A 25,267-nucleotide genomic window follows, 5' to 3' on the forward strand; every position below is an offset into this window, starting at 1 on the left:
GACACCGTATTTCATTTAAAGGTAGGCCAATCGGACCGGCCTGCCAACGCTAAACGCGATCGATGTGTCGAGTGACCGGGAATTGCCGGTTCGTCCGGTAGTGCCCGTGGATGCGGGTCGGCAGGCCGGTTTCGACGCGTCCGACGGCGTCCGCGGCAAAGAACGTCTCGGCGCGGTGCCGGCCGACCGGGTCCTCGGCGGACGGGGCGACGGTCAGCCCGAATACCCGCTCCTGCTGGCGACGGGGATACTCCAGCGCTTTCGGTATGCGCGCGCGATCCAGCGTGCGCACGCCGGCCCCGTCAGCCCGCTCAGATCTTCCGGCGGCGCTGGTCGTTGTGGGGGAGCCGCCGGACAGCAGATATTCCAGTTGGCCGAGACCGAGCGCGGCCAGCATGAGCAGGCCGGGGAAGCAGGCCACCAGCAACCACACCACGACCCGAGTAAACACGGCCAAGGTCTCAGACAGATCACGAAATCAGTACTCTGTCGTAGGTGACAGCGGGAGAGCCGTCCCGGCGCACGAAGTCGGTGCCGCGCGGGGTCGCGAGCGGGGTCGGCAAGCGCTGGGAGGCTGAGACGCGCACCGGTCTGGTCCGCCGCGCCCGCCGGATGAATCGCGCACTGGCGCAGGCATTCCCGCACGTCTACTGCGAACTGGACTTCACCTCGCCGCTGGAGCTGGCGGCGGCAACCATCCTTTCGGCCCAGAACACCGACAAAAGGGTCAACCTGACGACGCCGGCGCTATTCACGAAATACCGTTCTGCGCTGGACTATGCGCAGGCGGATCGGGAGGAGTTGGAGGCTCTCGTGCGGCCCACCGGCTTCTACCGCAACAAGGCGGCCTCGCTGATAGGGCTGGGGCGGGCTCTGGTCGAGCGGTTCGACGGCGAAGTGCCCCGGACGATGGAGGAATTGGTCAGCCTGCCGGGGGTGGGCCGGAAAACCGCGAACGTGATTTTGGGCAATGCGTTCGGTATCCCCGGCATCACCGTCGACACCCATTTCGGGCGATTGGTGCGGCGCTGGCGCTGGACCGCCGAAGAAGACCCGGTCAAGGTGGAGCACGCGGTCGGTGACCTGGTTGAACGCGCGCAGTGGACCCTACTCAGCCACCGGGTGATCTTCCACGGCCGTCGGGTGTGCCACGCGCGCAAGCCGGCCTGCGGTGTGTGCGTCCTGGCCAAGGACTGCCCGTCGTTCGGCCTGGGGCCCACCGATCCGCAGGTGGCCGCACCGTTGGTGACCGGGCCCGAGGCCGAGCACCTGCTGGCCCTGGCCGGCCTGGATTAGCGGCCACCGGGTGCCCCAGCCGTGAAATCGATGTCCGCAAGTGCCCGCTGGACGATTGCGATCCTGCTGGTGGTGGCCGGGCTGGTCTGGGGGTTGGCGGCCCAACTTCGCCAGGGTGACGCGCCGCCAACGGCGCCCGAGGCGCTGGTGCGCCGTGAGCATCGCGATGCCGACACCCCCGACGCCCTCGCCGGCCCGCGCCGCAGTGCCGACTTGGCGCCGTGCCCGGCTCCGGGGGCCGGTGACGGTCCGGCGGCGCTACGGGGGGTGGTGGCGGAGTGCGCGGCCGACGGTACCCCGGTCGACGTGGCGAAGGTGCTGGCCGGGCGACGGGTGGTGCTCAACTTCTGGGCCAACTGGTGTGCCCCGTGCACGGCGGAATTGCCCGCGATGGCCGAATATCAGCGTCGGGTCGGGTCCGCGGTAACCGTGGTGACGGTGCACCAGGATGAGAACGAGACGGCTGCCCTTCTGCGGCTGGCCGAACTCGGTGTCCGGCTGCCCACGTTGCAGGATGGCCGGCGTCGGGTCGCCGCAGCGCTGCGGGTGGTCAACGTGATGCCCGCGACGGTCGTGCTGCGGTCGGACGGTAGCGTGGCCGCAACTCTGCCGCGCGCTTTCGGCAGTGCCGACGAGATTGCGGCCGCAGTCGGCGGGCCAGCCTCGTGAGTGACCCGGGGCAGGGGCGATCAGCTGGAAGGGAGGCACCGGTGAGTGCAGTCAAGGGCTTGACTCCCGACGCCGGCCCGGCGTGGTTGCAGCCGCTGATCGGCAACGTCGACCGAATACCGGATGCCTACCGGCGGCGCCTGCCGGCCGATGTGCTGGCCATGGTGACCGCAGCCAGATCGGTGTCGTCGCTGCGGCGCAACGGTCGCGACGCCGCCGTACTGGTGCTGTTCTCCGGGCCGCAGGAAAGTCCCGCCGAGGGTGGCCTGCCGCAGGACGCCGATCTGCTGCTGACCGTGCGGGCTGCTACGTTGCGCCACCACGCCGGCCAGGCGGCCTTCCCCGGTGGCGCATCCGATCCCGACGACGCCGGCCCCGTCGCAACCGCCTTGCGCGAGGCCCGCGAAGAGACCGGGATCGACGCCGGGCGACTGCACGCCCTGGCCACCATGGAACGGACGTTCATCGCCCCGTCCAACTTCCACGTCGTCCCGGTACTGGCCTATTCGCCGGATCCCGGGCCGGTCGCCGTCGTCGACGACGCGGAGACGGCCATCGTCGCGCGAGTGCCCGTGCGGGCGCTCATCAACCCCGCGAATCGGCTTATGGTGTACCGGGGTCCGCTGGGGAAACGATGGGCCGGGCCGGCGTTTGTGCTGAACGAGATGCTGGTATGGGGTTTTACCGGCCACGTGATCTCAGCGGTGCTCGACGTCGCGGGCTGGGCGCAACCGTGGGACAGCGACGATCTGCGCGAGTTGGACGATGCGATGGTGCAGGTCGGTGATCCTACGAGGCGGATTGGTGACCTGCGGTGAATTCGATGACTCCGTCGCAGTGGCTCGATATCGCCGTCCTGTCGGTTGCGTTCATCGCGGCGATTTCCGGATGGCGTTCGGGCGCTTTGGGTTCCACGCTGTCGTTCGCCGGGGTGGTGTTGGGTGCGGTCGCCGGGGTGCTGCTGGCGCCGCACATCGTCACTCATATTTCCGCGCCACGGGCCAAGCTGTTCGCCGCACTCTTCCTGATCCTGGCGCTGGTGGTGGTGGGCGAGGTTGCCGGGGTGGTGTTGGGACGGGCGGTTCGCGGTGCGATCCGCAACCGTCCGGTGCGCGCGGTCGACTCGGTCATCGGTGTCGGGGTCCAGCTCGTCGTGGTACTGACGGCGGCCTGGCTGTTGGCCACCCCGTTGACTCAGTCGACGGACCAACCGGAGCTCGCCGCCGCGGTGCGGGGTTCCCGGGTGCTTGCCGAGGTCAACGAGGTGGCGCCGGCCTGGCTAAAGACGGTGCCCAAGCGGCTCTCGGCGCTGTTGAACACCTCCGGCCTGCCCGCGGTGCTGGAGCCCTTCAGTCACACACCGGTGATACCGGTGGCCTCACCGGACCCGGCACTGGCCAATAATCCGGTGGTCGCGGCCACCGCGTCCAGCGTCGTCAAGATCCATAGCCTGGCCCCCAGTTGTCAGAAAGTGTTGGAGGGCACCGGCTTTGCGATTGCACCCGAACGGGTGATGACCAACGCCCACGTAGTCGCCGGGTCCAGCAGCGTCTCGATTCAGATGAACGACAAGCGGTTCGACGCCGTTGTCGTTTCCTACGATCCAGCGGTCGACATCGCCATCCTGGCGGTTCCGGATTTGCCGTCGGCGCCGCTGGTCTTCGATGCCGAATCTGCGGAAACCGGAACCGACGTCGTCGTGCTGGGCTACCCGGGCGGTGGCAGCTTCACCGCTACCCCCGCCAGGATCCGCGAGGTCATCAGGCTCAGCGGGCCGGACATCTACCGCAGCCCGCACCAGGTCACCCGCGAGGTGTACACCATCAGGGCCAATGTGGAGCAAGGTGATTCGGGTGGACCGCTGATCGACCTCGATGGTCGCGTGCTCGGTGTGGTGTTCGGTGCCGCCGTCGACGACCCTGACACCGGGTTCGTCCTGACGGCGGCGGAAGTGGCCGACCAGCTGTCCGGGATCGGCGCCAGTCAACCGGTGAACACCGGCGCCTGCGTCAGCTGACCCCGTGCACCCGGTCGAGAAACCGTGACAGGTACCGGTTGATCTCCCGCGGCGCCTCTTCGTGGGCGAAATGCCCGGTGCCGGCTACTGAAATGTAGCGCCCGTGTGGCGCGTAGCGCGCGGTGCGCTCTACCGGGGCGGCCAGCACGTAGGGGTCGATGTCGCCACGGATGTGCAGCAGCGGCACACCGAGCTGGGTTGCGGTCGACTTGATGAAACGGTGCCCTTCGCTGCGCAGCTGGCTGCGTACCGCCCAGCGCTGGTATTCCAGAGTGCAGTGTGCGGCGCCCGGGATCTGGATGGCACGGCGCAGCAGACCGATTGTCTGCGAAAAATCTGTGGATGCAGTCCATTTGGGACCGCTTCGACTTCGCACCAGCCGTTCGATCTCGGCACCGCCGTGCCGGGTCAGTAGCCGCTCGGGCCACAGCGGGGCCTGATACCGCAGCAATGTCGGCAGCAGTGCCCGGCTCTGGTCGCGCCGGGTCAGCGTGGAATGCCGCAGTGCGGCCGGGTGCGGGGAGCTCACGACGGCCACGGCTCGCACCAGCCGCGAGTGCAACAGCGCGGTAGCCCAGCAGGCCAGGCCGCCGTCGGCGTGTCCGATCAGCGTTGCCGAGGAATGCCCGAGAGCGCGGATGAGTCCGGCGGTATCGCCGGCCAGCGTCCAGCCGTCGTAGCCACGAGGGGGCTTGTCGCTGCCTCCGCAACCGCGCAGGTCGACAGCGACCACCCGTGCTCCGGTAAGGGTCTGCAGTTGGTGGCGCCAGGACCACCAGAACGAACCGAACCCGTGCAGCAGCATCACCAGCGGGCGGGTGGCGGCCGGCAACTCGCCGTGTGGGAGAGCTTCCACGACGTGAAACCGGATTCCGTTGGCGTGCACGTCGAGGTGGCGCCAGGGTCCGTCGATACGGACCATCGACGGATCTGGAGCGGGCACTTACCAACCCGAAGGATCGCTGCGTTCGGACTCTCCGTTGCGTCCCGGGCCGGCGGCCAGTCGCTGTCCGGCAGATCTGTCGGGTACTGAGGTGAACGCGCTGCGCGTCTCTTTGACCGATTCGATGGTCTGCTGCGGGCCGCGGATCCGGCGCACCTTCAAATATCCCAGCAGGGCGAACACGATCGTTGCCACGACCATCAGCGCGAAGACGATCCCGAATGCCACCCAGCGCCACAGCCACTCATCGAGTACCTCGGCGAGGAACAGGAAAAAGAAAAACGTGGAATAGAACAGCACGACCAGTGCGGCGACGAAGAAGACGCTGCCGGTCAGCCCCTTCTTGACGTCGCGGGTGATCTCTGCACGGGCCAGTTCCACCTCGGCCCGCACCAGCGTCGATACCTGAGCAGTCGCGTCTTTGATCAGGTCGCCGACCGACGGGTCGCCGGCCCTGGCATGCGGGTCGGCCAGCGGAATCGTGGTCAGCGTGCTGGGCACACCGTTGTTGCGATCAGCCTTGCTCACAGACGGTCCTCTCCGTTTCACGCTCCATCAAACACCCGATGGTGTGCATCGTCGCGGATTATGTTGCCATGAGGACCGGGGCCGGACGAGACCAGCTGAACCGAGGCCCGGCTGAGCCCGGCCCGACCAGCCTCGCCGGCCGGCTGCGATCCCGGCCGGCGACCGTGGCCGATCCACTACACTGGCGCCTCGGCCCCCCAGCTTTTCTTCGATGCTCGAACCGACGGGAGCATGACTTTGCAGACTGCGCTGCGCGGCTATGCCGCAGTCGGCCTGGCCGTGATCCTGGGCTTGATATTCCTACCTGCGCGCGCCGCAACCGCTGACGACAAGGTTGTCCTTGGCGGTGGTGCGGGAATCATGGTCAACACCGGCACATACTGCACACTGACCGCGATCGGTCACGACCGCAACGGTGACCTGATCGGTTTCAGCTCGGCGCACTGCGGAGGTCCGGGTGCTCCGGTCGCTGCCGAGGGCGCCGAGGGCCTGGGGCAGGTGGGGACCATGGTCGCTGGAAGTGACAGCCTCGACTACGCGGTGATCAGGTTCGATCCGGCCAAGGTGACACCGGTGGCCGAGTTCAACGGTTTCGTCATCAACGGCATCGGGCCGGATCCGACGTTCGGCCAGGTTGCCTGCAAGCAGGGCCGTAGCACCGGCAACTCCTGCGGAGTCACCTGGGGGCCGGGCCAGGATCCGGGCAGCATCGTGATGCAGGTCTGTGGCGGGCCCGGTGACTCGGGTGCGCCAGTGACCGTCAATGGCCTGCTGGTGGGCATGATCCACGGTGCTTTCAGCGACGAGCTGCCGACCTGTGTGACCAAATACATCCCGCTGCACACCCCGGCGGTGGTGATGTCGATCAACACCGACTTGGACGACATCGCCGCCAAGAACCGCCCGGGTGCGGGGTTTGTCCCGATCGGGAGCTGAGCCGAACCGCGTGACCCCGGTGGACCCCGCTACTTCGCTGCGCGAATCGCGTCGAAGACGCCCGGATCCAGCAGCGTCGAGGTGTCGCCCAGCTCACGCTTCTCGGCGACGTCACGAAGCAGTCTGCGCATGATCTTGCCGCTTCTGGTTTTCGGTAGCTCCGGCACCAGATGGACATCGCGGGGCTTGGCGATCGGCGAGATCTCCCGGGCGACATTGGCGCGCAATTCCCCGGCGGTCCCGTCGTGCGTCTGATATCCGGAGCGCAGCACGACGAACGCGCAAATGGCCTGCCCGGTGGTGTCGTCGGAAACCCCGACGACCGCGGCCTCTGCAACCGCGGAGTGCCCGACCAGCGCGGACTCGACTTCGGCGGTGGAGATCCGGTGCCCCGACACGTTCATCACGTCGTCGATGCGACCCAGCACCCATAGCGCACCCTCGGAGTCCAGGCGGGCACCGTCGCCTGCGAAGTAGTAACCCTTGTCGGCGAATTTCGACCAGTAGGCGTAGTGGTATTGCGCCGGATCCCCCCAGATGCCGCGCAGCATCGACGGCCAGGGCTGATCGAGCACCAGGTAGCCGGTGACGTGCTCACCGCCGGCTGACTCCGGTTGCAGCGGATCGCCGTGGTCGTCGACGACCTTGGCTGAAATTCCGGGCAGCGGCGTCATCGCCGAACCGGGTTTGGCCGCGGCGATTCCGGGCAGCGGGGAGATCATCGTGGCGCCGGTCTCGGTCTGCCACCAGGTGTCGACGATCGGCACGGCGTCATCGCCGATGACCTCCCGGTACCAGCGCCAGGCTTCGGGGTTGATCGGCTCGCCCACCGAACCCAATAGGCGCAGGCTGGACAGGTCGTGGGCGTCGGGGATGACTCTGCCCCATTTCATGAAGGTTCGGATCAGGGTGGGAGCCGTGTAATAGATTGTGACACCGTATCTTTCGATGATGTCGAAATGTCGGTGCTGGTCGGGTGTGTCGGGGGTGCCCTCGTAGAGCACCTCGCTGACACCGGCGGAAAGCGGGCCGTAGATGCCGTAGGTGTGCCCGGTGACCCAGCCGATGTCGGCGGTGCACCAGAAGACGTCGGTGTCGGGTTTGACGTCGAATACCGCATGCATGGTGAAAGTGCTTTGGGTGAGATAGCCACCGCTGGTGTGCACGATGCCCTTCGGCTTCCCGGTGGTGCCCGAGGTGTACAGCAGGAACAGCGGCTGTTCGGCGTCGAATGCCCGCGGGGTGTGCTTGGGCGAGGCCGTGTCGACGACGTCGTGCCACCACAGGTCACGGGTGCCGCTCCAGGAAACGTCGATTCCGGTGCGCCGCACCACCAGGACGTGCTGAATCGGGCTGCCGGGAGCCGACACCGCCTCGTCGGCGGCATCCTTGAGCGGCACGGGCTTGCCGCGCCGGAACTGGCCGTCAGCGGTGATCAGCAGTTTTGCGTCGGCGTCGGCGATGCGGGCCCGCAGCGCGTGCGCGGTGAACCCGGCGAACACCACGGTGTGCATGACTCCCAGCCGGGCGCAGGCCAGCATCGCGATCACGGCCTCGGGGATCAGCGGCAGGTAGATGGCGACCCGGTCGCCGGCGACCAGCCCGAGCGCGGTCAGTGCATTGGCCGCTTTGCAGACCTCGGCCTGTAAATCCGCGTAGGTCAGGATTCTCCGGTGCCCCTCGGGCTCACCCTCCCAGTAGATGGCGACCCGGTCGGCGAAACCGGCTTCCACGTGGCGATCCACACAGTTGTAGGCGACGTTGAGCTCGCCCCCGACGAACCACTTGGCGAAGGGTGCCTGCGACCAGTCGAGGACTTCGGTGAACGGGGTCGCCCAGGTCAGCCGCCCGGCCTGTTCTGCCCAGAACGCCAGCCGGTCTTCATCGGCCTGTTGGTACACCTGCGGCCCGACGTTGGCCTGCTCGGCGAACCGCGCCGGCGGCGGATAGGACGACGGGCCGGTGGCAGCACTCTCGCTCACAGGATCGACCCTAACGCCGAACGCGCCAAGCCGCCTCCCCGGTCGGGACTGCGTACACCTTAAGGTCGCTGTCATGCGTGGGCTCCATGGCGTAGCCGTTGCGCTGTCGGTGGTGACTGCCGCAGTGCTGGCTGCTGTGCCGCTGGCAGCTTGCGGTGGCGGCGTGCTGACGCCGGACCTGGTGGTGGTCAACGGCGGTGAGCCGCCCAACCCGCTGATCCCGACCGGCACCAACGACAGCAACGGCGGGCGCATCATCGACCGGTTGTTCGCCGGGCTGATGTCCTACGACGCCGGAGGCAGGGCTGCCCCGGAGGTTGCGCGGTTGATCGAAACCGCCGACAACATCAACTACCGGATCGTGTTGAAGCCCGGTTGGACGTTCACCGACGGATCCCCGGTAACGGCCCATTCGTTCGTGGACGCCTGGAACTACGGGGCGCTCAGCTCCAACGCCCAACTGCAACAACAATTTTTCAGCCCGATCGCCGGATTCGATCAGGTGGCCGGTGCAACCGGTGGCGAAAGCCCGACAACCATGTCGGGGTTGCGAGTGCTCAACGATCTCGAATTCACTGTCCGACTGAAGGCGCCGACCATCGACTTTGTGCTGCGACTTGGCCACAGCTCGTTCTATCCGCTGCCCGCCGTGGCGTTTCGGGACATGGCGGCGTTCGGCCGCAACCCGGTCGGCAACGGTCCGTACATGTTGGACAACCGCACCGACAGCCCTGCCTGGGAGCACAACGTCCGTATCGATTTGAAGACCAATCCGGACTACCACGGCAACCGCACACCGCGAAACAAGGGTTTACGTTTCGAGTTTTACGCCAACCTCGACACCGCGTATGCCGATCTGCTGTCGGGCAACCTCGATGTGCTGGACACGATTCCGTCCAGCGCGCTGACGGTCTACCAGCGTGACCTGGGCGCTAACTTCGTCAGCGGACCAGCGGCGGTCAATCAGTCCCTGGACACTCCCTTGCGGCTGCCCCATTTCGGTGGCGAAGAGGGGAGGCTGCGCCGGTTGGCCCTGTCGTCGGCCGTCAACCGGCCGCAGATCTGCCGGCAGATCTTCAACAACACCCGCAGCCCCGCCCTAGACTTCACCGCACGCTCACTGCCCGGATTCGATTCGGATATACCGGGAAACAGTGCGTTGCAGTTCAATCCCGAACGGGCTCGACAACTTTGGACGCAGGCCGATGCCATCTCGGCCTGGGGCGGGCAGTATTCGATCGCCTACAACGCCGACAGCGGTCATCGGGAATGGGTGGATGCGGTGGCCAACAGCATCAAGAATGTGCTCGGCATCGACGCGGTCGCGGCACCGCAGCCGACCTTCGCGGGATTCCGCACCCAGATCACCAACCGCACTATCGGCAGCGCATTTCGAGCCGGCTGGCAGGGCGACTATCCATCCATCATCGAATTTTTGGCCCCGCTGTTCACCACGGGTGCGGGATCCAATGACGTCGGCTACTCGAACCCCGAATTCGACGCGGCGATCGCCACCGCCGAAGCCGCACCCGATCTTGCGCGGGCCGATGCACTGGCCAATGCCGCGCAGCGAATCCTGTTGCACGACATGCCGGTCGTTCCACTGTGGGACCGCATCAGCGTGGTCGGCTGGTCGGTCGACGTCGACACCGTGACGGTCACCTGGAACGGTCTTCCCGACTACGAGAACCTCGTCAAGAACCGGACCCCCTGACATGGGCCGGTACGTCCTGCGCCGGGCCGGCTCGATGATTCCGGTCTTCCTGGGCGCCACCCTGCTCATCTACGGGATGGTGTTCCTGCTGCCCGGAGACCCGGTGGCGGCGATAGCCGGTGACCGGCCATTGACTCCCGCGGTGGTTGCGCAGCTTCGCGCCCGCTACCACCTCGACGACCCGTTCCTGGTGCAGTACGGGCGCTATCTGGGCGGTCTGCTGCACGGAGACCTGGGGCGCGCCTACTCGGGATTGCCCGTGAGTGCGGTTCTGGCACACGCCTTCCCCGTCACCATCAGGCTTGCCTTGATCGCGCTGACGGTGGAAGCGGTACTGGGCATCGGCTTCGGTCTGATCGCGGGGTTGCGGAAGGGGAGTGTTCTCGACGCCACCGTGGTGGTAGCCGGACTCGTCATCATCGCGATCCCGATTTTCGTGCTGGGCTTCCTGGCGCAATTCGTATTCGGCGTGCGCCTTGGATGGGCGCCGGTGACCGTTGGTGGCAGGGCGAGCTTCGATCGGCTGCTGCTACCCGGAATCGTGTTGGGTGCAGTCTCGTTCGCCTACGTGGTGCGGCTGACCCGCTCCGCGGTGGCCGACAATGCGCATGCCGAATACGTCCGCACCGCGACGGCAAAGGGGCTGTCCAGGCCCCGGGTGGTGACGGTTCACATCCTGCGCAACTCGCTGATACCGGTGGTGACCTTTCTCGGTGCGGATCTCGGCGCGCTGATGGGCGGAGCCATGGTGACCGAAGGGATCTTCAACATCCATGGGGTGGGCGGTGTGCTGTATCAGGCGGTGACCCGTCAGGAGGCGCCGACGGTGGTGTCAGTGGTCACCGTTCTGGTGTTGATCTATCTCGTGAGCAACCTGCTGGTGGACTTGCTGTATGCGGTTCTGGACCCGCGGATCCGCTATGTGTAGGCGCCCGAAGTTCGTCGTCTCGGCCGCGCTGATTCTGCTGGTGTTGTCGATGGCGGTGTTTCCGGGGCTGTTCACCAGTTTCGATCCGACATACGCCGACCCCGCCCAGAGCCTGCTTTCGCCGTCGAGCGCACATTGGTTCGGCACCGATCTGCAGGGCCACGACATCTACGCGCGCACGGTGTACGGGGCTCGGGCTTCGGTGACGGTCGGATTGGGTGCGGCAGTCCTGGTTTTCGTCCTGGGGGGTGCGCTGGGCGCCCTGGCGGGCTTCTACGGCGGCTGGGTCGACGCCGTGGTGTCGCGGATAGCGGACGTGTTCTTCGGACTGCCGCTACTGCTTGGCGCGATCGTGCTCATGCAGGTGTTGCGTCATCGCACGGTGTTGACGGTGATCGCCACCCTCGCGCTGTTCGGATGGCCTGCGGTGGCCAGGATCGCGCGCAGCGCGGTTCTGGAGGTTCGGTCCAGCGATTACGTCCTTGCCGCCAAAGCCCTTGGGCTGGGGAGGTTTCAGATCCTGCTGCGGCACGCGTTGCCCAACGCCATCGGGCCGGTGATCGCGGTGGCCACCGTCACGCTGGGCGTTTTCATCGTCACCGAGGCCACACTGTCCTACCTCGGGGTTGGGCTGCCTGCGTCGGTGGTGTCCTGGGGTGGTGATATCAACGTGGCGCAGATGCGTCTGCGGGCCGGATCGCCGATCCTGTTCTATCCCGCGGGTGCGCTGGCGATCACCGTTCTGGGGTTCATGATGCTCGGTGACGCGTTGCGCGACAACCTGGACTCGAGGCCCCGGGGGCGGCGGGGATGAGCGCGGAGATTCTGCTATCCGTCGAGGACCTGCACGTCAGTTACGGCACCGACGAGCCTGCGGTGCGCGGAATGTCGTTTCAGGTGCCGGCGGGACGGACGGTCGCGGTGGTGGGGGAGTCGGGGTCGGGCAAGTCGACCGCCGCGGCGGCAATCCTCGGTTTGCTCGCTCCGGACGGCCGGATTACCTCTGGGCGACTCGTTTTCGACGGGCGTGACCTGACGGCTGCCGGCGGCCGGGTGATGCGAACGGTTCGCGGCAGTGGGATCGGCTACATCCCGCAGGACCCGATGGCCAACCTCAACCCGGTCTGGAAGGTGGGCTTCCAGGTCCGGGAGGCGGTGCGGGCCAACACCGCTAGCCCCGACGCGCGACGGCGGACAATAGAGCTGCTCGGTGAGGCGGGGATGCGGGATCCGGCGGGGCAGGCCGGCCGGTATCCGCATCAGCTGTCGGGTGGCATGTGCCAGCGCGCGTTGATCGCGATAGCGCTGGCGGGCAGGCCGCGGCTGTTGATAGCCGACGAGCCGACGTCGGCCCTGGATGTCACCGTCCAGCGCCGGGTGCTCGATCACCTGGCGCGTCTCACCGGCGAACTGGGGACCGCTGTGCTCTTGATCACTCACGACCTGGCACTGGCGGCCGAGCGGGCCGAATACGTCGTTGTGGTCAACCGTGGTTCGATAGTGGAATCGGGTGTGGCACAGGATATTCTGTGTGATCCGCGGCATGAGTACACCCGGCGCCTGGTAGCCGCGGACCCGTCGCTGACGGCCCGGGACAAGAATGTGCCGCGGGTGCGGGAGCGGGGGGATGCCGGAGCCGCGTCGGAATGTGAAACCGGCGGGCCGCGGGATGACGTCATCGCGGTGTCGGACCTGACCAAGACCTACCGGGAGTCGGGTGGCCTGCCGTGGCGGCACACCGAGTTCCGCGCCGTCGATGCGGTGTCGTTTCGGTTGCCCCGGGCCACCACGATGGCGGTCGTCGGCGAATCCGGCTCGGGCAAGTCGACATTGGCGCGGATGGTGCTCGGCCTGCTGCGCCCGACGTCGGGGACCGTGCTGTTCGACGGTGCCGACGTCTGTTCGATGGACCGCGGCGCCGAGCTGAGGTTTCGCCGCCGTGTACAACCGGTGTTCCAGAATCCGTATGGGAGCCTGGATCCGAGGTACTCGGTGTTGCGCTCCATCGAGGAACCGCTGCGCATCCACCGGATCGGCAACCGCGAGCAGCGCCGGCGGACCGTCGGTGAACTCCTTGACCGGGTGGCACTGCCGGACGCGGTGCTGCACCGGATGCCTCGGGAGCTGTCGGGCGGACAGCGGCAGCGGGTGGCGATCGCCCGCGCTCTTGCGCTGCAACCCGAGGTGCTGGTGTGCGATGAGGCGGTGTCGGCGCTCGACGTTCTGGTGCAGGATCAGGTCCTGCGCCTACTGGCCGAACTGCAGGATAGCCTCGGGTTGACCTATCTCTTCATCAGTCACGACCTGGCGGTCATCCGCCAGATCGCCGATGAGGTACTGGTGATGTGCGCCGGCCGGGTGGTGGAACACGCCCCCACCGAGCGGGTGTTCACCGACCCTGCGCAGCAATACACCCGGCAGTTGTTGGAGGCCATCCCCGCCCCCCGCGTCGATACGCCGCACCGCTAGTTTGGCAACTTGTGAGTGACCGGTTGGCCCCGCTGATGGAACTTCCCGGTGTGGAGGAAGCCAGCGACCGTGCCCGGGAGGCCCTGGGCCGAGCCCACCGGCACCGGGCCAATCTGCGGAACTGGCCGGTGACCGCAGCCGAGGCGTCACTGCGGGCGGCCCGGGCATCCTCGGTGCTCGACGGCGGACCGGTACGGCTGGACGAGGTGTCCGATGGGATTGCGCACAACGGAGGTGTGAGCGATCCGGTGTTCGGGGGCGCGTTGCGGGTGGCGCAGGCGCTGGAGGGCGGCGCCGGACCTCTCGTCGGGGTGTGGCAGAAGGCGCCGCTGCAGGCGCTGGCCCGGCTGCACGTGCTGGCCGCCGCCGACTTGGTGGCCGACGAGCACCTGGGCCGCCCGCGCTCCGCTCCTGAGGTGGGGCCGCGGTTGGAACTGCTCATCGATGTGGCGACCGGGCCGACTGCCGCGGCGGCGCCGGTTGTTGCCGCGGTGGCGCACGGGGAGCTGTTGACGCTGCGCCCGTTCGGCAGCGCCGACGGCGTTCTCGCCCGCGCGGTGTCCCGGCTGGTGAGTATCGCGTCCGGCCTGGACCCGCATGGCCTCGGTGTGCCGGAGGTGCGCTGGATGCGTCAGCCCGCGGCCTACCGGGATGCCGCGATGAAGTTCGCGGCGGGAAGCTCCGACGGCGTGGCGGGGTGGCTGGTGCTGTGCTGTCGGGCGATGACGGCCGGAGCGCAGGATGCGCTGTCGATCGCCGATTCGGTAGCCGGCAAGCCTCGGGGATAGGTGGTCATCCCGGACGCGAAGCGGGCGGCGCCCGAAGAACTTCGAGTCGCCGCCCGCTAGCACGGTCCTCGGTTACCAAGCGTGCATTCGCTGGGTTGCGTGGGTGGCCTCGGCGCGTTTGCAGCACTGTCTGCTGCGACCCGACCCAACAGGTCGTCGCGGCAGTCTATGCTTCGCAACTACGCAGGCCCGCAACGCTTCTGCCATTATCGCGGCTATGACTCCGCGTGGGTTCCGGGAACCGTGCTGGGTGCCCGGGTCGGGAGATCGAGCCTTCTCCTCCGGATCGACCTTGGCCTCACCGGGCTGCCGTGCCTTCATTTGTACTACTAGTGCGATGGCTGAGCAAGGCCGAATCGCACGAAAGTTGGTTAATGGCTTTGGATTGCGTTCACGTATGTTTGCTGCCCGGGTGGCTGGGGCAGCCGCGGAGGATCTGTCAGAACGCGAACCGGCGCAGCAGCGTGTAGGTGACCGCGCCGGCGGCTACCGCGGTGATCCCCATTGCGGCGGTCGTCGCGATTGCCGCACCCGTTGGCGCCGGGATCCGGTCGCGCAGGGACACCGGCCGCGAGAACGACAACACCGGCCAACCCCGTTCCACCGCCTCCCTGCGTAGGCCACGGTCGGGGTTGACGACGGACGGGTGGCCGACCGCCTCGAGCATCGGCAGGTCGGTGATCGAGTCCGAGTAGGCGTAGCAGTGCTCCAGCGGGTAACCCTCGCGACCGGCGAGTTCGCGGATCGCCTGGACCTTGCCCTCGCCGTAGCAGTAGAACGCGATCTCGCCGGTGTACTTGCCGTCCTCGACGACCATTCTGGTCGCCATCGCGTGGGTGGCGCCCAAGGCGCGGGCGATCGGCGCCACGATCTCCTCCCCGGACGCCGAGACCACTACTACGTCTCGGCCGCACAGCTTGTGGGCGGCGATGAGGTCGGCGGCTTCGGCGAACACCAGCGGTGTCACGATGTCGTGCAGCGTTTCGTTGACGACCGACTTGACCTGTTCGACATCCCACCCGATGCACATGTTGGCCAGATGAGTGCGCATCCTGCGCATCTGGTCGTGGTCGGCGCCCGACAGCAGGAAGATGAACTGCGCATAACTGGATTTCAGTACCGCTCTGCGGTTGAGCAGGCCCTGCGCCAGGAAAGGCTTGCTGAACGCCAGCACGCTGGATTTGGCGATCACCGTCTTGTCCAGATCGAAGAAGGCCGCGGTTCGCGCACCCGGGGCCACTTGTTCGCGAACATCTGCTTGTTCGCGAACATCCACACCGACGTGCTGTTGGGCGGCCGAATCTGGAACGGTCACGAAGTCAGCATAGGCGGTGCGACCAATGTATCGCCTGGTGAAACCCGAGCGAAACCGCTGCCGGACCGTCCCGGAACTCCACAGCGAGCCCGAATTGACATACTTGTGTGTGCGTTCGGGGGTTCTGGGGTGGGATTTCGGTTCGAATCCGACCTTGCGCTGTGCCCCACTGGCATGTGTATAGTAAATCGACTCGGCCTCGAGCCGAGGTTGTATCAGCCCGACCCCCCGGGGCTGATACACGACGACCTCCGCCTCCTCCCCCCCTGGCGGGGGTCGTCCCTTTTTCGGGGTAATTTCGATGCCCCACCGATCAGATACCGGTGGGCGAGGTAGCTGCGACACCTCGGTTTCCCGTCTTCCGGTTTGAGAACTCCGTGTCTCTCATACTCAACATCGGTGTGCACAGACCAGACTTTGTCCACAGATCGCCGCGCAGTGCCGTCATACCCGATCCACGGCGGACCATGGTGGATGCGTGGGTGGATGCGTGACAGATGCGGGTGTGGCCGACGGTGATCGTTGCGGCTCGGGCTCCGGAGTGTTGGCCATGCTCACCGACTCGGTCCTGCGCGAGGAATTGGATCGGGTAGCTGCGGCGGTCGGGGTGCGGGTGGTCCACGCCGGCCAGCGCCAATCGGTGGGCCGCAAGAGCTGGTCGGCTGCCGTGGCAGTGGTGCTCGACGAGGCGTCGGCAACTCGGTGTGGGCGGGCCGGGATGCCGCGTCGCACCCATGTCAACGTGCTGACGGGATCCGCAGCTTCGGCCCGGACGTGGGCCGCGGCCGTCGAGGTCGGCGCCCAGCGTGTGCTGCAGATGCCGGATCAGGAACGTGACCTGGTTCGCGAGCTCGCCGAAGCCGGGGAATCGGCGCGCGGGGACAGCCTGTGCGGCCGGGCGGTCGCGGTGATCGGGGGCTGCGGCGGGGCCGGGGCTTCGCTATTGGCGGTCGCCCTGGCGGTGGTTGCCTCCGAGTCTCTCCTGCTCGATCTCGACCCCTGGGGCGGTGGCATCGATCTCCTACTGGGCGGTGAGAACGCACCCGGGTTGCGCTGGCCCGACCTGGCATTGCAGGACGGGCGGCTCAGCTGGCCGGCTGTGCGGGATTCGTTGCCCCGGCATCGCAATGTCAGTGTCCTGTCGGGGGCCCGGCGCAGCTACGAATTGGATGCCAGGCCGGTGGACGCCGTCATCGACGCGGGCCGTCGCGGGGGAACCACCGTGGTGTGCGATCTTCCCCGGCGGCTGACCGGGTCGACCCTCGCTGCCCTTGACAACGCCGATCTGGTGGTACTGGTCTCGCGATGCGACGTACCGGCTTGCGCCGCCCTGGCGGCGGTCGTTCCGGTGCTCGCAGCGATCACCCCGAACCTGGGCCTGGTGGTACGCGGTCCCGCGCCGGGGGGACTGCGCGCGGCCGAGGTCGCCGATATCGCCGGCCTGCCACTGATCGCATCGATGCGGGCCGAGCCTCAGCTGGCCGGGAACTTGGAGCGAGGTGGCTTGCGCTTGGGGCGGCGCTCGGCGCTGGCCTCCGCCGCACGGACCGTACTGGATGCGCTTCCGGACGGCAGCGCAATGCTGAGCGGAACCACCGCATGAACTCTCCACTGATAGAACGTGTGCGGGAACGTCTGGCCGGCGAACCGGGCCCGCTGCGGCCCAGCGTGGTGGCGGCGGCGATCCGCGCCGAGTCAGGTGGGCTGCTGGGCGACACCGAGGTGTTGTCCAACCTTCGTATGCTGCAGACCGAACTGACCGGCGCCGGTCTCCTGGAACCGCTGCTGGGGGCCGAAGGCGCCACCGACGTGCTGGTGACTGCCCCGGATGAGGTCTGGATCGACGATGGAAATGGATTGCGGCGCACCAACATCAGATTCGAAGACGAGACGGCGGTGCGGCGGTTGGCTCAGCGCCTGGCCCTGGCCGCCGGTCGTCGGCTCGATGATGCCCAGCCGTGGGTGGACGGACAGTTGACCGGAATCGGGGCGGGCGGTTCCGCGGTGCGGCTGCACGCGGTGTTGGCGCCGATCGCCGCGGGCGGAACCTGTTTGTCGCTGCGGGTGTTGCGACCGGCCACCCAGGACCTTGCGGCGTTGATTGCCTCCGGCGCCATCCCGGCGACGGCGGCTGAGTTGGTGACCGCTGTCATCGCAGCCCGGCTGGCCTTCCTGGTGTCCGGCGGCACCGGCGCCGGCAAGACCACCCTGCTGGCCGCCATGCTGGGTGCGGTCGCCCCGTCCGAGCGAATCGTGTGCGTCGAGGACGCCGCTGAACTGGCGCCGCAGCACCCTCATGTGGTCAAGTTGGTCGCTCGGCACGCCAACGTCGAAGGCGTTGGCGAGGTCACCGTTCGCCAGCTCGTTCGCCAGGCCCTGCGGATGCGTCCGGACCGGATCGTCGTGGGTGAAGTCAGAGGCGCAGAGGTGGCGGACCTGTTGGGCGCGCTCAACACCGGACACGAGGGCGGCGCGGGCACCGTTCACGCCAACAGTCCGGATGAGGTGCCCGCGCGGCTGGAGGCGCTGGGCATGCTCGGCGGACTCGATCGGGCCGCACTGCACAGCCAGCTCGCCGCCGCTGTCCGGGTGCTGCTGCATGTGACGCGCGACCGGGCCGGGCGTCGTCGCCTCGGCGAGATTGCGATGCTGCGCCAAAGTGATTCCGGGCGGGTTCATTCGGTCACGGCGTGGCATTCCGAATGGGGGCCGACCGACGAGATCGGCGATTTGCATGCGCTGCTGCGGGCCAGGATGGCGGCATGAACGGGGTGTCCGGCCCGATTTTTCTCCTGGCGGTGGCGCTGCTCGTTTCACCGGCTACACCCCGGCGCCGCCTCGCCGCACCGGCCCCGAGCGCACCGCCGCGGTTCGGTCCCCGGGAAGTCGGCTGGGTTTGCGGGTGCGTTCTGGCGGTCGCGATCGCGGTGTTGCCGTTGACCACCTCGGTGGCGGCGGCCGTCGTTGCCGCGACCGCCGGTTTGCGTTACCGCCGCGGCAGACGCCTTCGCGGCGGTGAGGCGGAGGCACGGACGCTGCAGGACGCGGTCGGGGTACTCGTCGGCGAACTCCGGGTGGGAGCTCATCCGGTGCGGGCCTTCGACACCGCCGCGGACGAGACGGCCGATGGCCCCGTATCGACAGCCCTGCGGGCAGTCGCTGCGCGCGCAAGAATGGGCGCCGACGTCGCTGCGGGTCTGCGCGCGGCGGCGCGATCGTCGGTGTTGCAGGCCCACTGGGAGCGGATCGCGGTGTGCTGGCAGCTCGCCGGTGATCACGGCCTGTCGATCGCGGCTCTGATGAATGCAGCGCAACGCGACATCGTCGAGCGGAAACGATTCCGCGACCGTGTCGACTCGGGTCTGGCCGGTGCCCGGGCCACCGCGGTCATCCTGGCGGGGCTCCCGCTGCTCGGTGTGCTCCTCGGACAACTGCTCGGTGGGCGGCCGTTTGGCTTCCTGTTCGGCGGGGCCGCGGGCGGGTGGTTCCTGGTGGCGGGCCTGACGTTGGTGTGTGCCGGGCTGTTGTGGTCCGACCGCATCATCGATCGAGCGGCGTCGATGTGATGGCGCCGGCGGTGTTGCTCGCGATGGCGCTGCTGGTCGGTGCCGGCACCACGGTGGTGCGCGTCCGCGCCGGCGTGAGCTCCCGTGCAACCTCCGGCGGGACCCGGAGCCCGGATGCCGGGGATCCGCTGGGGGTGGCGTCGGCCCTGGAGCTGCTGGCCGCGTGCCTGGCGGCGGGGATGGCGGTTCCCGAGGCTGCGGCCGCGACGGCCGGGTCGGCGCCTCCGGCCCTCGCCTCGGTCTTGCGACGAGCCGCCGACCTGATCGCGCTGGGCGCTGCCCCCGGCCTCGCCTGGTCGGTGCCGCCGGGGTTGCCCGGTGGGCCGGTGAGCGCGCAGATCGACGGCCTGCTGCGGTTGGCGAGGCAGTCGGCGGGCTCCGGCGTCGCCCTTGCCGATGGTGTTGCCGAATTGGCCGCCCAGTCGCGGCACGACGCCTCTCACGCGGCGGCCGCTGCCGCCGAGCGTGCCGGCGTTCTGATCTCCGGCCCGCTGGGGTTGTGCTTCCTGCCGGCGTTCGTCTGCCTGGGGATCGTCCCCGTGGTAGCCGGGCTGGCCGGTGGTGTCTTGAATTCGAGTTTGTTGTGAGAAAGGAAGTGGTTGATGACCAATCGATTTCGTGTTTTCACCGCACGCATGACGCTGCTGGTGGCCGACGAGTCGGGCATGTCGACAGTCGAGTACGCGATCGGAACCGTGGCGGCGGCGGCATTCGGCGCCGTCCTGTACTCCGTCGTCACCGGCGATTCGGTGGTCTCGGCTCTCAACCGCATCATCGGCCGTGCGCTGAGCACGAAGGTCTAGCCGCCTGTGCGGGTTCGGCCACCGTCGAGGCGGCATTGGCGATGGCGACCCTGGTGGCGCTGCTGGTGCTGTGCTTGGCCGGGATCACGGCGGTGTCGATGCAGGTGTGCTGTATCGACGCCGCCCGCGAAGCCGCCCGATTGGCGGCGCGCGGAGACGGGCAAGCCGCGGTCGCGGTCGCCAAGCGGATCGCACCGGCAGGGGCCCGCATCGCGTTGCGCGCCGACGGGGATCTGGTGGTGGCTACCGTGGTGGCACATTCGACGTTGTTGCCCACCTTGGCCATCGAGGCTAGGGGGGTGGCGGCGATGGAGCCGGGATGAGAACGGCTCAGCCACCGTGGTTGCGGTCGCGATGGTCGCAGCGGTGTTGTGTGTGACCTTCTTTGGGCTGTACCTGGGTGCGGCTGTGGTCGCGCGCCACCGGGCGCAATCGGTGGCCGACCTGGCGTCGCTGGCCGCTGCCGCTGAGCTTCCCCGCGGGGTGGCGGCGGCATGTGCAAGGGCGACGGCGGTGGCTCGGGAGATGGGCGTCGGCGGCATCGAGTGCCGCGCCGACGGCCTCGACGTTGTCGTCAGCGTCGAGGTGGCCGCGAACTCGCCGGCAGTTGCGCGTGCGGTCGCCCGGGCCGGACCAACCGGTGTACACCGGTGAGCGGTGCCGGGTCGGGGGCCGGAGTCACTCGGCCGGGTCGTCGGAGCCGGCCGGCTGGTCAGCGAGTTCTTCGTCGGTGGGCAATCGGAAAGAGACGAGCCCGGCGAAGCACTCCGGTTCGAGCTGCACCCGATTGACAGTGACGTGCACGGGAACCCAGCCGCCGTCGGTTCCGGGCAGGCGGAGCACGCCGGCGGTCGTCCCGGCGGAGAATTCCGCTGTCATATCGGCCAGCAGGTCGGCGTCGCCGGGGTGTACCCGTCCGATGTCGATGCTGTCGGGACGCGAGTCGTAGAACGGACACGGTTCGTCGAGCCATTTGATGAACGTCCGGTTGGTGAAGTCGACGAGAGCTCGGTGCACCCCGGGCTCGGCCAGGCCGGCAAGGATCTGGTTGACCAGGTCTTTGGTAGCCACCGGCGGGCCGTCTGGCTCCGCCCGCCAGTTTATTGCGCGCGCTATCACGTGGTCTGGACCCTCGGTGCTGGGTTCCAGGGCGCTGCGCGCGGTGAAACCGATGCGGATCGGGTTTCCCTGCTCGTCGGAGATATCCCATGTGCTGCACAGTCTTCGGCCGGGTTCGGCCATGACCACCAGGGCCAGGATCATGGCCTCGTCCCGGTTGAGTTCGCGCGACGGCAGATCCTTCGCGAATGCTCCGCCGTAGGCGAGCCCGGCTTTGCCCGTCTGGCCGTCGTTGGCCAGCGACTCGGGTGTGTCGGTGGCGACCCCGCGATTCAGGTCCCACATCAACGCGCCGGGAATCGGCCGCTCGGGCGGCTCCTCGCCGATCGGGCCGATCCACACCTGCACTCCGTGTATGCGATCGTCCGACATGATCACCGGTTCGGTGCGAATGACGCAGTCGCTCTTGGGTGTGATGCTGGTCAGGGCCTGGCCGGTTTGAACGGTCTCGGCGATGGCAGTGCCCATGGCCGACAGGTAGGGGTTCTTGCGCAGAAACGCCGATATCGGGACGAACTTCTCAAGTCGCCGCCCGTTGGCGACGACGGCGGGCTCATCGCCGAGCGTCTCCACGAGCAACCAGTCGTGGCCCATAGCCGGCAGTTTACTGGTGGCGACGCCCAGACGCGGGCACCCGGTGCCGCGTCAGCCGTCGACGCCCACCTCGGTGAGCACCAGCTGCAGAACCCGCAGCGCTCCGGCCTTGTCCAGCGGATCGTTACCGCTACCGCATTTGGGTGACTGCACGCAGGACGGGCATCCGCTCGGACATTCGCAGGCCTCAATAGCAGCCGCGGTGGCACCCAGCCAGGTGCATGCCCGTCGGTACCCGCGTTCGGCGAAGCCGGCACCGCCAGGATGGCCGTCGTAGACGAAGACCGTCGGCAGCCCGTCGGGTCCCGCGACGGTGGACAAGCCGCCGATGTCGCCGCGATCGCAACAGGCCACCAGCGGCAGCAGCCCGCTGGCGGCGTGCTCGACGGCATGCAGCGAGCCGGGAATCCGGGCCGGTTCGATCCCGGTGTCGCCGAATGTGTCCGCATCGATGGTGCACATGAACGAGACCGTGGGCAGCGACGACTCCGGCATGCGCAGTTCGACGAAGTCGATCACCTCGCCGTCGACCCGGCGGCGCAGATACCCGACCACCCGCCGGGTCACCGTCACCGGGACAAGGCCCAGCGTCACCGGCCCGGCCACCGAGCGTTCCCCGGGCCCGGTGACCGCGATGTCGGTGAGTTCCCGCGCGAACGTCGTGTAGCCGGGATCTTCGGTGTGCACGAATGCGAGTCCTTCATCGAAATCCAGGGAGTCGACGACGTAGCTTTCGCCCTGGTGCAGATACACCGCGCCGGGATGGAGCGAACCCGGAGCCTGTGCGGCCCCGGTGCTGCCCAGCAGCCGTCCGGTGTCGGCTTCGACGATGACGATCTGCCCGCCGACCGATCCCCGGATGTCGACCGCCGCGTGGGGCTGCAGTCCCGGCGCCGGAAAGTACCTGCCGGCCCGGCGCTTGAGCAGTCCGTCGTCGACCAGGCCCTCGGCCACCTGAACCGCGCCCAGCGACTGGATCTCGGCCTCGCCGAGCGGCAGTTCCGTCGCGGCGCAGAGCAGGTGCGGGCCCAGCAGGTACGGGTTGGCCGGGTCGATCACCACGCGTTCGACGGGCTTGCCGAGTAGTGCCGACGGGTGATGGGTGAGGTAGGTGTCCAACGGGTCGTCGCGGGCGATGAGCACCACCAACGCCCCCTGCCCGCGTCGGCCCGACCGGCCGGCCTGCTGCCAGAACGATGCGATGGTCCCGGGAAACCCGGCGAGCACGACGGCGTCCAACCCGGCGATGTCGACACCCAACTCCAGTGCGTTGGTCGTCGCCAGACCGCGCAGCCGTCCCTGCGCCAGGGCGCGTTCGAGGGCGTTGCGATCCTCGGCCAGATAGCCCGCCCGATACGACGCCACCAGGTCTGAGAGCTGCGGGGCAACCTGATCGAGCCGGGCACGGGCGCCCAGGGCCGTGAGTTCCGCACCGCGGCGGGACCGGACGAAGGTCAACGTCTGCGCACCTTCGACGATCAGGTCGGCCATCACTCGCGCCGCTTCGGCGCCCGCCGACCTGCGCACCGGTGCGCCGTGCTCGCCCAGCAGGTCGGTGCGCAGTGCGGGCTCCCACAGCGCCACGGTGCGGCCACCCCGGGGAGATCCGTCCTCGACCACCTCGGCGACCGGCCGGCCGATGAGTTCGGTGGCCGTCGCACCCGGCGAATCTGTGGTGGCACTGGCGAAGATCACCGTCGGAGTCGCCGAGTAGCGTTCGCACAGTCGCAGCAACCGCCGCAGCACCATGGCCACGTTGGAGCCGAAAACGCCGCGGTAGTGATGGCATTCGTCAACGATCACGAACCGAAGCCCGCGCAGCAGTACCGCCCACCGGGCATGGTTTCCCAGCATCGACAGGTGGACCATGTCCGGGTTGGAAAACAGCCAGCGCGACCGCTCCCGCGCGAAGCGGCGAACCTGCGCGGGACTGTCGCCGTCGTAGGCGACGGGTGCCACGTCGCGGTCCAGTCCGGCGGCACCGACCAGGGTGTGTGCGGCCCGCAGCTGGTCGCGTCCCAGTGCCTTCGTCGGCGACAGGTACAGTGCCCGCGCCAGCGGATCGGTTGCCAGAGCGTTGAGCACGGGCAGCTGGTAGGCCAGCGACTTTCCCGACGCGGTGCCGGTGCTGACCACGACGTGTCGACCGGCGTGGGCGAGTTCGGCGGCCTCGATCTGATGCGACCAGGGAGTATCGATGCCCTGCCCGGTGAATGCGCGGACGACTTCGGGGACTGCCCACTGCGGCCAGTTGCCGGTTCGTCCCGCACGTGCGGGCAGTTCGGCGACGTGGCGCAACGGATGCTCGCCGGGGGAGGTGCCGGCGATTGCGGCGGCCAGCAGTTCGCTGCCGAAGCTCGCCATCGCACGCCCTTCCCGGGAATTCCGGCCTGTCGACGCCGGCGCCTTCCCCGGTGAATTCTGCCCGGCGTTGGGCGGTCATGCCTTCTCAGGCTGTTATCGGCGGCTCGAACGTGGTTGACTGATTGCGGTCGCAGCTTCTGTGTTCGTGTCAAACTTTCGCAGGATCGACGTTGCGGTCGCGGTTCCTGCGAGGATTTCTGTCGGGTGATGTTCCGGCGACTCCGCGAGGTATGGCGGTCGTAGCGGGCCCGGGGCACCGAAAAGCGGTGCGCCGCACCCAGAAGAAAAGGAAAGATCAGAGAAATGCCACAGGGAACTGTGAAGTGGTTCAACGCGGAGAAGGGGTTCGGCTTCATCGCCCCCGAAGATGGTTCCGCCGACGTGTTTGTCCACTACACGGAGATCCAGGGAACGGGCTTCCGCACCCTCGAAGAGAACCAGAAGGTCGAATTTGAAATCGGGCACAGCCCCAAGGGCCCGCAGGCCACCGGAGTCCGCTCTCTCTAGGACGGGCAGATTCTGACGGAACCCCCCGGTGCAGGCCCGCTCACGCGGGAACTGCGCCCGGGGGTTCTCGTTACCCGGGTACCGTTGACCGCCGCACCGACCGGTAAAACGCGGCTGACTTGATCGGTGGCCTACTCTCTGTGGCGTGAGCCAGCTGTCCCTGTTCGCCGCGGACTCGGTGCCGCCCGCGGTCGACGACCTGTCCGGGCTGCTGGCCGCCCCCGGCCAGATCGCGTTGGTCGGCTCCGGCGCCAGGTTGTCGGTGGTGGTGGAGGAACCGTGGCGAGCCACGGCGCTGGCCGCCATGATCACCGAGGCGGGCTTGGTCGCCGAGATCGGCCGGACCGACGAGGACCACCCGCTGGTCCGAACTGCGATCGACCCACAGCTGCGCCGGATGGCCACGGACTGGACGCGTGGGGCGGTGAAGACGGTGCCGCCGCGTTGGCTACCCGGGCCGCGCGAACTGCGGGCGTGGATTCTGGCAGCCGGAAGACCCGAGGTGGACCGGTATCTGCTGGGGTTGGACCCCCATGCGCCGGACACTCATTCGCCGTTGGCGTCGGCCTTGATGCGGGTTGGCATCGCACCCACGTTGATCGGGACCCGCGGCGGCCACCCGGCTCTTCGGATAAGCGGCCGACGGAGGCTATCTCGCCTGGTAGAGAACGTGGGCGAGCCTCCTGATGACCCCTGGGCGGCTGGCCGCTGGCCCCGGGTCTGACGGGC

26 protein-coding genes are annotated in these 25,267 nt (G+C 68.0%); 19 read left to right on the forward strand and 7 right to left on the reverse strand.

The features are described 5' to 3' along the window. Positions 1-49: 49 nt before the first annotated feature. Complete coding sequence (locus ACK5M9_RS12075; protein WP_416893406.1) at positions 50-451, reverse strand: hypothetical protein; 402 nt, start codon at positions 449-451, stop codon at positions 50-52. 161 nt (positions 452-612) lie between these two features. Here ACK5M9_RS12075 and nth point away from each other — a divergent pair, with 161 nt between their 5' ends. The 4 genes from nth to marP are packed head-to-tail and all read left to right on the forward strand — an operon-like array spanning position 613 to position 3,982. Further along, positions 613-1,296, forward strand: coding sequence for an endonuclease III (nth, locus tag ACK5M9_RS12080; RefSeq protein WP_416893440.1), 684 nt, complete (start codon positions 613-615; stop codon positions 1,294-1,296). 30 nt (positions 1,297-1,326) lie between these two features. Beyond that, positions 1,327-1,965, forward strand: a complete 639-nt coding sequence (locus ACK5M9_RS12085) for a redoxin family protein (RefSeq protein WP_416893407.1) — start codon at positions 1,327-1,329, stop codon at positions 1,963-1,965. Positions 1,966-2,006: 41 nt separating this feature from the next. Continuing rightward, positions 2,007-2,783, forward strand: a complete 777-nt coding sequence (locus ACK5M9_RS12090; protein WP_416893408.1) for an NUDIX hydrolase — start codon at positions 2,007-2,009, stop codon at positions 2,781-2,783. 5 nt (positions 2,784-2,788) lie between these two features. Next, positions 2,789-3,982: an acid resistance serine protease MarP gene (gene marP / locus ACK5M9_RS12095; protein WP_416893409.1), complete on the forward strand. Its 1,194-nt coding sequence runs from the start codon at positions 2,789-2,791 to the stop codon at positions 3,980-3,982. On the opposite strand, the gene ACK5M9_RS12100 is transcribed toward marP, so the two are convergent. Together ACK5M9_RS12100 and ACK5M9_RS12105 are read right to left on the reverse strand one after the other, a co-directional pair. Next, the gene (locus tag ACK5M9_RS12100; protein WP_416893410.1) at positions 3,975-4,925 is read right to left on the reverse strand and encodes an alpha/beta fold hydrolase; all 951 of its coding nucleotides are present in this window, start codon (positions 4,923-4,925) and stop codon (positions 3,975-3,977) included. The genes marP and ACK5M9_RS12100 overlap by 8 nt on opposite strands. Beyond that, positions 4,926-5,453 carry a phage holin family protein gene (locus tag ACK5M9_RS12105; protein ID WP_416893411.1) on the reverse strand — a complete coding sequence of 176 codons (528 nt, stop codon included), beginning with the start codon at positions 5,451-5,453 and terminating at the stop codon, positions 4,926-4,928. A 237-nt stretch (positions 5,454-5,690) separates the two neighbouring features. Between ACK5M9_RS12105 and ACK5M9_RS12110 the strand changes: the two genes are divergently transcribed. Further along, positions 5,691-6,389, forward strand: coding sequence for a serine protease (locus ACK5M9_RS12110; RefSeq protein ID WP_416893441.1), 699 nt, complete (start codon positions 5,691-5,693; stop codon positions 6,387-6,389). A 29-nt stretch (positions 6,390-6,418) separates the two neighbouring features. Here ACK5M9_RS12110 and acs read toward each other — a convergent pair whose 3' ends face one another. Further along, positions 6,419-8,446, reverse strand: coding sequence for an acetate--CoA ligase (gene acs / locus ACK5M9_RS12115; protein ID WP_416893412.1), 2,028 nt, complete (start codon positions 8,444-8,446; stop codon positions 6,419-6,421). Here acs and ACK5M9_RS12120 point away from each other — a divergent pair. The 5 genes from ACK5M9_RS12120 to ACK5M9_RS12140 are packed head-to-tail and all read left to right on the forward strand — an operon-like array spanning position 8,445 to position 14,270. Continuing rightward, on the forward strand, positions 8,445-10,085 hold the full coding sequence (locus tag ACK5M9_RS12120) for a peptide ABC transporter substrate-binding protein (RefSeq protein ID WP_416893413.1): 1,641 nt from the start codon (positions 8,445-8,447) through the stop codon (positions 10,083-10,085). The genes acs and ACK5M9_RS12120 overlap by 2 nt on opposite strands. A 1-nt stretch (position 10,086) precedes the next feature. Continuing rightward, on the forward strand, positions 10,087-11,013 hold the full coding sequence (locus ACK5M9_RS12125) for an ABC transporter permease (RefSeq protein WP_416893414.1): 927 nt from the start codon (positions 10,087-10,089) through the stop codon (positions 11,011-11,013). Beyond that, positions 10,979-11,827, forward strand: coding sequence for an ABC transporter permease (locus ACK5M9_RS12130; RefSeq protein ID WP_416893415.1), 849 nt, complete (start codon positions 10,979-10,981; stop codon positions 11,825-11,827). Before ACK5M9_RS12125 ends, ACK5M9_RS12130 begins: the two co-directional genes overlap by 35 nt. Continuing rightward, the gene (locus ACK5M9_RS12135) at positions 11,824-13,482 is read left to right on the forward strand and encodes a dipeptide ABC transporter ATP-binding protein (protein ID WP_416893416.1); all 1,659 of its coding nucleotides are present in this window, start codon (positions 11,824-11,826) and stop codon (positions 13,480-13,482) included. The genes ACK5M9_RS12130 and ACK5M9_RS12135 overlap by 4 nt, the downstream gene beginning before the upstream one ends. A 35-nt stretch (positions 13,483-13,517) precedes the next feature. Then, on the forward strand, positions 13,518-14,270 hold the full coding sequence (locus ACK5M9_RS12140; RefSeq protein ID WP_416893442.1) for an oxidoreductase: 753 nt from the start codon (positions 13,518-13,520) through the stop codon (positions 14,268-14,270). Between the two features lie 439 nt (positions 14,271-14,709). Here the strand turns inward: ACK5M9_RS12140 and ACK5M9_RS12145 are convergent, their stop codons facing one another. Further along, the gene (locus ACK5M9_RS12145) at positions 14,710-15,585 is read right to left on the reverse strand and encodes an HAD-IB family hydrolase (RefSeq protein ID WP_416893417.1); all 876 of its coding nucleotides are present in this window, start codon (positions 15,583-15,585) and stop codon (positions 14,710-14,712) included. Positions 15,586-16,135: 550 nt separating this feature from the next. Here ACK5M9_RS12145 and ssd point away from each other — a divergent pair. Genes ssd through ACK5M9_RS12180 form a run of 7 tightly spaced genes read left to right on the forward strand, consistent with a single transcriptional unit; the run spans position 16,136 to position 20,608 of the window. Then, a complete protein-coding gene (ssd, locus tag ACK5M9_RS12150) occupies positions 16,136-17,188 on the forward strand; it encodes a septum site-determining protein Ssd (protein ID WP_416893443.1) in 1,053 nt (350 codons plus the stop codon). Next, positions 17,185-18,351 (forward strand): TadA family conjugal transfer-associated ATPase, encoded by a 1,167-nt coding sequence (locus ACK5M9_RS12155; protein ID WP_416893418.1) that lies wholly within the window; start codon positions 17,185-17,187, stop codon positions 18,349-18,351. Before ssd ends, ACK5M9_RS12155 begins: the two co-directional genes overlap by 4 nt. Beyond that, positions 18,348-19,151, forward strand: coding sequence for a type II secretion system F family protein (locus tag ACK5M9_RS12160; RefSeq protein WP_416893419.1), 804 nt, complete (start codon positions 18,348-18,350; stop codon positions 19,149-19,151). Before ACK5M9_RS12155 ends, ACK5M9_RS12160 begins: the two co-directional genes overlap by 4 nt. After that, positions 19,148-19,738, forward strand: coding sequence for a type II secretion system F family protein (locus ACK5M9_RS12165; protein WP_416893420.1), 591 nt, complete (start codon positions 19,148-19,150; stop codon positions 19,736-19,738). Before ACK5M9_RS12160 ends, ACK5M9_RS12165 begins: the two co-directional genes overlap by 4 nt. Positions 19,739-19,753: 15 nt before the next feature. Next, positions 19,754-19,954, forward strand: coding sequence for a DUF4244 domain-containing protein (locus ACK5M9_RS12170; RefSeq protein WP_416893421.1), 201 nt, complete (start codon positions 19,754-19,756; stop codon positions 19,952-19,954). Between the two features lie 41 nt (positions 19,955-19,995). Beyond that, positions 19,996-20,277, forward strand: coding sequence for a TadE family type IV pilus minor pilin (locus tag ACK5M9_RS12175; protein WP_416893422.1), 282 nt, complete (start codon positions 19,996-19,998; stop codon positions 20,275-20,277). A 16-nt stretch (positions 20,278-20,293) separates the two neighbouring features. Next, positions 20,294-20,608, forward strand: coding sequence for an Rv3654c family TadE-like protein (locus ACK5M9_RS12180; protein ID WP_416893423.1), 315 nt, complete (start codon positions 20,294-20,296; stop codon positions 20,606-20,608). A 24-nt stretch (positions 20,609-20,632) separates the two neighbouring features. Here the strand turns inward: ACK5M9_RS12180 and ACK5M9_RS12185 are convergent, their stop codons facing one another. Both ACK5M9_RS12185 and ACK5M9_RS12190 read right to left on the reverse strand, forming a co-directional pair. Next, positions 20,633-21,667: a PAS domain-containing protein gene (locus ACK5M9_RS12185; protein ID WP_416893424.1), complete on the reverse strand. Its 1,035-nt coding sequence runs from the start codon at positions 21,665-21,667 to the stop codon at positions 20,633-20,635. Between the two features lie 51 nt (positions 21,668-21,718). After that, on the reverse strand, positions 21,719-24,031 hold the full coding sequence (locus ACK5M9_RS12190; RefSeq protein WP_416893425.1) for a DEAD/DEAH box helicase: 2,313 nt from the start codon (positions 24,029-24,031) through the stop codon (positions 21,719-21,721). A 303-nt stretch (positions 24,032-24,334) separates the two neighbouring features. On the opposite strand from ACK5M9_RS12190, the gene cspA reads away from it, so the two are divergent. Both cspA and ACK5M9_RS12200 read left to right on the forward strand, forming a co-directional pair. Then, positions 24,335-24,538: a cold shock protein CspA gene (gene cspA, locus ACK5M9_RS12195; protein ID WP_003419650.1), complete on the forward strand. Its 204-nt coding sequence runs from the start codon at positions 24,335-24,337 to the stop codon at positions 24,536-24,538. 145 nt (positions 24,539-24,683) lie between these two features. Beyond that, the gene (locus tag ACK5M9_RS12200; RefSeq protein WP_416893426.1) at positions 24,684-25,262 is read left to right on the forward strand and encodes a hypothetical protein; all 579 of its coding nucleotides are present in this window, start codon (positions 24,684-24,686) and stop codon (positions 25,260-25,262) included. The last annotated feature ends 5 nt before the right edge of the window (positions 25,263-25,267 follow it).

This window comes from Mycobacterium sp., from assembly GCF_047975165.1.
GTDB lineage: Bacteria > Actinomycetota > Actinomycetes > Mycobacteriales > Mycobacteriaceae > Mycobacterium.

Excerpts from the sequence above, each read along its gene's own strand:
- ACK5M9_RS12190 (WP_416893425.1), bottom strand. The coding sequence starts at position 24,031 with ATGGCGAGCTTCGGCAGCGAACTGCTGGCCGCCGCAATCGCCGGCACC.
- ACK5M9_RS12175 (WP_416893422.1), top strand. The coding sequence starts at position 19,996 with ATGGCGACCCTGGTGGCGCTGCTGGTGCTGTGCTTGGCCGGGATCACG.
- ssd (WP_416893443.1), top strand. The coding sequence starts at position 16,136 with ATGCTCACCGACTCGGTCCTGCGCGAGGAATTGGATCGGGTAGCTGCG.
- ACK5M9_RS12130 (WP_416893415.1), top strand. The coding sequence starts at position 10,979 with ATGCGGTTCTGGACCCGCGGATCCGCTATGTGTAGGCGCCCGAAGTTC.
- ACK5M9_RS12125 (WP_416893414.1), top strand. The coding sequence starts at position 10,087 with ATGGGCCGGTACGTCCTGCGCCGGGCCGGCTCGATGATTCCGGTCTTC.
- acs (WP_416893412.1), bottom strand. The coding sequence starts at position 8,446 with ATGACAGCGACCTTAAGGTGTACGCAGTCCCGACCGGGGAGGCGGCTT.
- ACK5M9_RS12185 (WP_416893424.1), bottom strand. The coding sequence starts at position 21,667 with ATGGGCCACGACTGGTTGCTCGTGGAGACGCTCGGCGATGAGCCCGCC.
- ACK5M9_RS12155 (WP_416893418.1), top strand. The coding sequence starts at position 17,185 with ATGAACTCTCCACTGATAGAACGTGTGCGGGAACGTCTGGCCGGCGAA.
- cspA (WP_003419650.1), top strand. The coding sequence starts at position 24,335 with ATGCCACAGGGAACTGTGAAGTGGTTCAACGCGGAGAAGGGGTTCGGC.
- nth (WP_416893440.1), top strand. The coding sequence starts at position 613 with ATGAATCGCGCACTGGCGCAGGCATTCCCGCACGTCTACTGCGAACTG.
- ACK5M9_RS12170 (WP_416893421.1), top strand. The coding sequence starts at position 19,754 with ATGACCAATCGATTTCGTGTTTTCACCGCACGCATGACGCTGCTGGTG.
- ACK5M9_RS12120 (WP_416893413.1), top strand. The coding sequence starts at position 8,445 with ATGCGTGGGCTCCATGGCGTAGCCGTTGCGCTGTCGGTGGTGACTGCC.
- ACK5M9_RS12085 (WP_416893407.1), top strand. The coding sequence starts at position 1,327 with ATGTCCGCAAGTGCCCGCTGGACGATTGCGATCCTGCTGGTGGTGGCC.
- ACK5M9_RS12160 (WP_416893419.1), top strand. The coding sequence starts at position 18,348 with ATGAACGGGGTGTCCGGCCCGATTTTTCTCCTGGCGGTGGCGCTGCTC.
- ACK5M9_RS12140 (WP_416893442.1), top strand. The coding sequence starts at position 13,518 with ATGGAACTTCCCGGTGTGGAGGAAGCCAGCGACCGTGCCCGGGAGGCC.
- ACK5M9_RS12135 (WP_416893416.1), top strand. The coding sequence starts at position 11,824 with ATGAGCGCGGAGATTCTGCTATCCGTCGAGGACCTGCACGTCAGTTAC.
- marP (WP_416893409.1), top strand. The coding sequence starts at position 2,789 with ATGACTCCGTCGCAGTGGCTCGATATCGCCGTCCTGTCGGTTGCGTTC.